The sequence below is a fragment of the Empedobacter sp. UBA5036 genome (assembly GCF_002415215.1).
GTDB lineage: Bacteria > Bacteroidota > Bacteroidia > Flavobacteriales > Weeksellaceae > Empedobacter > Empedobacter falsenii_B.
Map to the genome: position 1 here is coordinate 1 of NZ_DICC01000079.1, position 6,879 is coordinate 6,879.

The window sequence follows — 6,879 nt, forward strand, 5'->3', positions numbered from 1 at the left end:
TTAAAATGCACAACGGGTTAATTTAATATTTTATAAGATATAATTTTGGTATAAATATAAAGTTTAAGTTAAAAATGTAACTTTATAGCAATAGTTCTTAAAGTTATCCCGAGATTGTATCCGATAGCAGATTCTAACTCTGTTATCTAAAATATATATGACAAATCACTTTATAGGAATAGGAAAATATATTCCAACTGAAAAAATATCAAATCATTTTTTTGAAGAACATCAATTTTTTAATGAACAAGGAGAAATTTTAGATCAAAATAATGCTACAATTTCGCATAAATTAAAACAAATAACAGGAATAGAAGAACGTCGATATGCCAGAAAAGATCAAGTAACATCAGACTTAGGCTATATGGCAGCTGCTTCAGCCATCACAAATGCAAATATCGACGCAGAAACTATTGATTATATTATATTCGCTCATAATTTTGGAGATGTAAAACACGATACGATTCAGTCTGATATGGTGCCAAGTCTTGCTGCAAGAGTAAAAAATTTATTGAAAATTCAAAATCCTTATTGTGTTGCTTACGATGTTATTTTTGGTTGTCCAGGTTGGGTAGAAGGTGTTATACAAGCCAATGCATTTATAAAAGCTGGATTAGCAAAAAGATGTTTGGTAATTGGTGCTGAAACTCTTTCGAGAGTAGTAGATGAACACGACCGAGATACAATGATATATGCAGATGGCGCTGGTGCAGCAATATTAGAAGCTTCTACAAACAATAAAGGAATACAAGCCCATTTATCTGCCTCTTATGCAAACGAAGAAAAAGATTATCTGTTTTTTGGAAAATCGTATAATTCAGAAAAATGTCCGAATACCAAATACATCAAAATGTATGGTAGAAAAATCTATGAGTTTGCTTTATCCAAAGTACCTTTAGCAATGAAAAAATGTGTTGATGATAGCTCATATAATATTGACGATATCAGTAAAATAGTGATTCATCAAGCCAACGAAAAAATGGACGAAGCAATCGTAAAACGCTTTTATAGTTTATATGATCAAGATGTGCCAAAAAATATTATGCCAATGAATATTCATAAACTTGGCAATAGTAGTGTGGCAACAATTCCAATTCTTTTGAAAATGATTATGGATAATGATTTAGAAAATCACCAGATAAATGAAGGCGATGTGGTATTATTTGCATCTGTTGGCGCAGGCATGAATATAAACACGTTTATTTACCAATTTTAACGATATCAATCATGATAAGTTCTAATCACAATTAGATTAGAACTTTTTATCATATAGAATTCTCTAGAAATTAATACCATTTAATTCATTAAAACTTATTACCTTTGCAACGTACTTAAGAAGATATTTTGTCTTAATAGTTTACAATTGTATTCTTTATTTTACTTTTTTTAATTCACTAATTGACCTAGTCAATATAATTTTAACTTCTGTTTTCTAAAACGTATACTTGTAAGTTTTACTACATTATAATATAAATGTTGTCGGATAATTAATTCATGTTTTCTTAGGTTTTATCAGTATTAAAAACAAAAAATCTATACAAACATTTATGGCAGATTCTACATCTAAAAAAGAAAATAGCAAAAAGAAAGCTTTAAAAAAATTAGAAAAATTAAACAAAAGAGAGAATAGAAAAGAGAATAACAACAAAGGAAAATCATTAGAAGATATGATTGTCTATGTTGATGTACTTGGTAATTTTACAGATGTACCACCTCATTTACAAGACAAAGAAGCCGATTTGCTGAATAATAAAAGATTTGAATCTGATAACAGAGATGTTTTTATAGAAGGTATGGTTGATATCTACAACGATTCAAAAGGTTTTGGTTTTATTAAAGTACCAGCTTCTAACGATAAAATCTTCTTCCACTTCAAAGAATCAAAAGAATTACTTAAAGTAGGAGATCAAGTACAGTTCAAAAAAGAAATGTCTGAAAAAGGATTCAGAGCAATTCAAATATCAAAAAAATAAATTAATTAAATATACAACTATGCAAGAAGGAACAGTAAAATTCTTCAACGAATCAAAAGGGTTTGGTTTTATCTCTAACGCAAACGGAGGTGAAGATGTTTTTGTACATGTTTCTGGATTAATTGACAAAGTAAATGAAAATGATCAAGTTACTTTTGATATTGAAAAAGGAAAAAAAGGTCTTATGGCTGTTAATGTAAAAAGAAAATAAAAAAAGAATCCTTATATAAGGATTCTTTTTTTTGAACTATATTTAATTTCTAAAAGAGTATTTATGTACACAATATTACATAATTCGCGTTGCGGAAAAAGTAGAGATGCAGTAAAGGTTTTGGAAGAGTCTGGAAAAGATTTTGAAATAAGAGAATATTTGAAAGAGCCTTTGACGAAAGATGAATTGAGAACTATTTTAACAAGACTAAATCTAAAACCAATTGATATAGTAAGGACAAATGAAGAAGATTGGAAAATAAATTTTAAAGGAAATGAACTTTCTGATGATGAAATTTTGAATGCTTTGGTTGAATATCCAAAATTGATTCAACGTCCAATAGTGACAGATGGAAAAAGTGGAATAGTAGGTCGTCCAAAAGAATTGGTAGAAAATTTTATTAAATAAAAATGGTTTGATAATTGTAAGTATTTCTAAGACTAAACATAAAAAGCTATGAAAATTTTAGATGCATTAACAAAAAATCAAACGGAGAAAGGAACTAAAATAGGTTTATTAACAACAGCCGCTACAACGGGAGTAACGGTAGCTAAATTTTTGGGAAAACGTTCAATATATGGAATAATTGGTGGAGTAGCCGTAACATTGGCTGCAGAATATATCCGAAAAAAATATGAAAAGAAAGTTGAAGCTGAAAACGAAACTATTTTAGAGAATAAATAAAAAAAGAGTTTTGAAAAAAACTCTTTTTTGTATTATATATTTTTGTTTTGTTCTTCTGCATCACCAACCATATTTCGAACAATTCCTGGATTCGAATGTTTTTTCTTCATTTTCAAATTCAAGAATTCGACTAAAACAGAGAAGCCCATGGCAAAATAAATGTATCCTTTCGAAATGTGTTGATCAAACCCTTCTGCTAATAACGAAACGCCGATTAATAATAAGAATGATAAAGCCAACATTTTAACCGTTGGATGATCGTTCACAAATTTAGAAACCGCACTTGCTGAAAGCATCATAACTGCAACAGCAATAATTACAGCCGCAATCATAACCTCAATATGTTCTGCCATACCAACTGCTGTAATTACAGAATCTAATGAGAAAACAATATCTAAAATTAAGATTTGTACGATAGTTCCTGCAAAAGAATGGACTTTCACTTTTCCTCCGGTTTCTTCAACACCTTCTATTTTGTGGTGAATTTCTACAGTCGATTTATAAATCAAGAATAATCCTCCGATTAGTAAAATCAAATCTCGACCAGAGATTGCTAATTTTTCTAACCATTCGGTTGAAGTAATGCCAATCCATTCGCCAATATTGAATAGAGGAGTGGTAAGACTCATGACCCAACTTAGTGAGAATAAAAGGATAACACGTGTAAACATGGCTAAAAATAAACCAAGCTGTTGTGCTTTCTTTTGTTGATGTGCAGGCAATTTTCCTGACAAAATAGAAATAAAAACAATATTATCAATCCCTAAAACGATTTCTAACATTGTTAATGTAAATAATGCAATTAATGCATCTGGTTGTAAAAAAATACTAAAATCCATCGATTAATTTTGAAGTTTCGAAAATACAACGAAGAATAAGAATTAAAGTTTGAGTAATAATTATTTAATGTTAATTTAATATTAGAACTTATACAAAATTATTTACAGATTAAATCAATCAAATCGTTTTAGCAATATAGAATTAAACTTTACTTTTGCGAAAAAGACTTAGAATGATTTCAAAAGTTCAACTTCGGTTGCAGTTTCTCGTACTTCTTTGGGGATTTACAGGAGTTTTCGGAAAATTAGTTACAATGAGTGCGTTGTCAATGGTTTGGTATCGTGTTCTTATTGGGGCTATTGCTGTTTTTATTTATATGAAGTTCAGAAAAATGGATTTCAAGGTAACTAAAAACGAATTGTTGAAATTACTTGCTATCGGTGGAATTGTAGGAATACATTGGTTTACATTTTATTTGTCGATTAAACTTTCTAATATCTCAATTGCGTTGAGTACGTTGTCGATGGGCGCGCTTTTTAGTGCGATTTTAGAACCTATTTTTTTTAAACGAAAAATTAATCTGCTCGAAATAATTCTTGCTATAATCGTTTCCACTTGTGTAGCTGTTATTTTTAATGCATCACCAGAAGATTATAAATTGGGAATTATCATTGGTATTTTGTGTAGTTTTCTATCGGCATTATTTGCAGTTCTTAATTCGAGATTACCAAAGTCAATCAAACCAACTAAAGTTACTTTATACGAAATGATTGGTGGAGTTATCACACTTTCGGTGGTAATGATTCTTTTTCAGCCAGAAGCTATTTCTGAAGTTGTAAATATAAGTTGGTCAAACTTAGGATGGTTGACTTTGCTTGGCGTCATTTTTACAGCTTTTGCACAAATAGAATCAGTTGATTTGCTGAAACATGTTAGTGCTTTTACGTTGATGTTGAACGTAAATTTAGAACCAGTTTATGGCATCATTTTGGCAAGTCTTATTTTTGGAGATTCAGAACATATGAATCCTATATTTTATATTGCTACAGGGGTAATGGTACTTTCTATCATTATGAACGGAATATTAAAAACAAGATTTTCTAAATAATTTATTGTCAAAAAGACGCATTTGTTTTAAAGAATGCTTATCATTTAATATCTTTGCTTCAATTGAAAAGTAAACCATAATCACATGATACACTCTATTATTACAGGTGTTGGGCATTATGTTCCCGAAAGAGTTGTTACAAACTTTGATTTAGCTGAAGTGATGGATACCAATGACGAATGGATTCAGGAACGTACAGGGATTGTCGAAAGAAGACATATCGAGCCAGGTTCTAAGATTTCGTCTACAGATTTGGGAGTTATTGCGGCTAAAAATGCGTTAGAAGATGCAGGAATCACTGCTCAAGATATTGATTTTATATTATTTGCGACTTTATCTCCCGATTATTATTTTCCTGGAAATGGTGTATTGGTGCAAAAAGAGTTAGGTTGTCGTACAATTGGGGCAATGGATATTCGTAACCAGTGTTCTGGCTTTGTATATGCGTTATCAACGGCTGATGCTTTTATAAAAGCAGGAGTTTACAAAAATATTTTGGTGATTGGAGCAGAAGTGCACTCATTCGGATTGGATATGTCGGATGAAGGTCGTGGCGTTTCAGTAATTTTTGGAGATGGAGCAGGAGCAGTAATTGTTTCGGCAACGGAAGAAGAAGGACGTGGAATTTTATCGACTAATTTACATTCTGAAGGTGAATTTGCCGAAGAATTAGCAGTTACTTTCCCTGGAACAAAAACAGGTTGGTCAGACGAATTATTGAAAGAAGGTAATACGTTAACTAAAAAAGAGATTTATCCATATATGAATGGGAACTATGTTTTCAAGCATGCGGTAACTCGTTTTCCAGAATCAATTATCGAAGCTTTATCGACTGCGAATAAAAAGCCAGAAGATTTAGATTTATTTATTCCACATCAGGCGAATTTGCGTATTTCTCAATTTGTACAAAAACAATTGGGATTACCAGATGAGAAAGTTTATAACAATATTATGCGTTACGGAAATACTACGGCAGCATCTATTCCTATTGCATTGAGTGAAGCAAAACAAGAAGGTAAAATCAAAAAAGGTGACTTAGTAATGATGACTGCTTTTGGAGCAGGATTTACATGGGGCTCTGTTTTGATGAACTGGTAAGTAAGTTTGAATTTAGATTTACAAATTTAGAATATAAAAAAAACCTTCACTTTTTAGTGAGGGTTTTTTGGTTATATTTGATTGATTTAAAAAATTATTAATGAAATATTTATTGATTCTCATAATTGGTTTAATGAGTTGTTCGCAACATAAAATATCAAAAAATGTAAAGGATCAAGATTATATCTTTTTTCTCCATAATAAATATTTAGAAACGCATAACGATGGAGATTATGATACAGTCTATAAAACTAAAATTGAGTATTCTAAAGTTTTGAATTCATTCAAGAAAGACGGTTTTATTGTGATTAGTGAGAAAAGAAAGCCGAAAACAGACGGAATAAAATATGCAAAAAAGGTTGTTAAGCAAATTGATAGTTTGATTAATACAGGTGTTAAACCTAATCATATTACGGTTGTAGGAACTTCGAAAGGTGGTTACATTGCGCAATATGTATCAACTTTTAAAAATAATCCTCAAATCAACTATGTATTTATTGGTTCGTTTCAAGAAAGTGATTTAGAAGAAATGCCTGATATAAAATTTTCTGGAAATGTTTTAACCATTTACGAGAAGTCTGATGCATTTGGCGTTTCAGCTATAAAACGTAAAGAAAATTCAATCAATAAAATCAATCATTTCAAAGAAATTGAATTAAATAATGGCTTAAAGCATGGTTTTCTTTATAAAGCTCTTGATGAATGGATTGAACCAAGTAAAAAATGGGCGAGGAGAAATTATGATTTTAAATAAATGATTCATTTATAATTTTTCCTAAAAAAGGACTGTCTCTTAAAGAGTGTAAGTTCAAAAATTAAGCTTGGGTTAGGTTCTACTTTTTAGAGTCTAACCCTTTCTTGATATAGGATTAAAAATTGATCAATAATAACTCTCCAGTTTCTTACTGGCATAGACCATTTTTTAGTTGCTTCTCTCACAGCCAAATATACGGATTTCATAACAGCTTCATCTGTAGGGATGGATAATTTATTTTTAGTGTACTTCCTTATTTTACAGTTTAGTT

Annotated in this window: 9 protein-coding genes and 1 pseudogene; 8 read left to right on the forward strand and 2 right to left on the reverse strand. The window is 30.4% G+C overall.

Annotation, left to right across the window (positions count from 1 at the left end; translation table 11 throughout):
• The first annotated feature begins 157 nt into the window (after window positions 1-157).
• The 5 genes from B4J88_RS15090 to B4J88_RS15110 all read left to right on the forward strand — a co-directional run bounded on the left by B4J88_RS15090 (window position 158) and on the right by B4J88_RS15110 (window position 2,868).
• Window positions 158-1,216, forward strand: a complete 1,059-nt coding sequence (locus B4J88_RS15090; RefSeq protein ID WP_286494921.1) for a 3-oxoacyl-ACP synthase III family protein — start codon at window positions 158-160, stop codon at window positions 1,214-1,216.
• 331 nt (window positions 1,217-1,547) lie between these two features.
• On the forward strand, window positions 1,548-1,973 hold the full coding sequence (locus B4J88_RS15095) for a cold shock domain-containing protein (RefSeq protein ID WP_038335861.1): 426 nt from the start codon (window positions 1,548-1,550) through the stop codon (window positions 1,971-1,973).
• A 19-nt stretch (window positions 1,974-1,992) separates the two neighbouring features.
• Entirely contained in the window at window positions 1,993-2,184 is a 192-nt protein-coding gene (locus tag B4J88_RS15100; RefSeq protein WP_135837000.1) for a cold-shock protein, read from the forward strand.
• Window positions 2,185-2,247: 63 nt separating this feature from the next.
• On the forward strand, window positions 2,248-2,592 hold the full coding sequence (locus B4J88_RS15105; RefSeq protein ID WP_286494920.1) for an arsenate reductase family protein: 345 nt from the start codon (window positions 2,248-2,250) through the stop codon (window positions 2,590-2,592).
• Between the two features lie 48 nt (window positions 2,593-2,640).
• Entirely contained in the window at window positions 2,641-2,868 is a 228-nt protein-coding gene (locus B4J88_RS15110; RefSeq protein ID WP_125350054.1) for a hypothetical protein, read from the forward strand.
• A gap of 32 nt (window positions 2,869-2,900) precedes the next feature.
• On the opposite strand, the gene B4J88_RS15115 is transcribed toward B4J88_RS15110, so the two are convergent.
• Window positions 2,901-3,707: a TerC family protein gene (locus B4J88_RS15115; RefSeq protein ID WP_291068026.1), complete on the reverse strand. Its 807-nt coding sequence runs from the start codon at window positions 3,705-3,707 to the stop codon at window positions 2,901-2,903.
• A 173-nt stretch (window positions 3,708-3,880) separates the two neighbouring features.
• Between B4J88_RS15115 and B4J88_RS15120 the strand changes: the two genes are divergently transcribed.
• From B4J88_RS15120 to B4J88_RS15130, 3 genes are all read left to right on the forward strand, one after another.
• On the forward strand, window positions 3,881-4,756 hold the full coding sequence (locus tag B4J88_RS15120) for a DMT family transporter (RefSeq protein ID WP_286494919.1): 876 nt from the start codon (window positions 3,881-3,883) through the stop codon (window positions 4,754-4,756).
• 84 nt (window positions 4,757-4,840) lie between these two features.
• Entirely contained in the window at window positions 4,841-5,854 is a 1,014-nt protein-coding gene (locus tag B4J88_RS15125; protein WP_286494918.1) for a beta-ketoacyl-ACP synthase III, read from the forward strand.
• Window positions 5,855-5,954: 100 nt separating this feature from the next.
• Window positions 5,955-6,608, forward strand: a complete 654-nt coding sequence (locus tag B4J88_RS15130) for a dienelactone hydrolase family protein (RefSeq protein WP_291068029.1) — start codon at window positions 5,955-5,957, stop codon at window positions 6,606-6,608.
• Window positions 6,609-6,694: 86 nt separating this feature from the next.
• Here the strand turns inward: B4J88_RS15130 and B4J88_RS15135 are convergent.
• Window positions 6,695-6,879, reverse strand: a pseudogene (locus B4J88_RS15135) (IS256 family transposase); the annotation flags it as partial.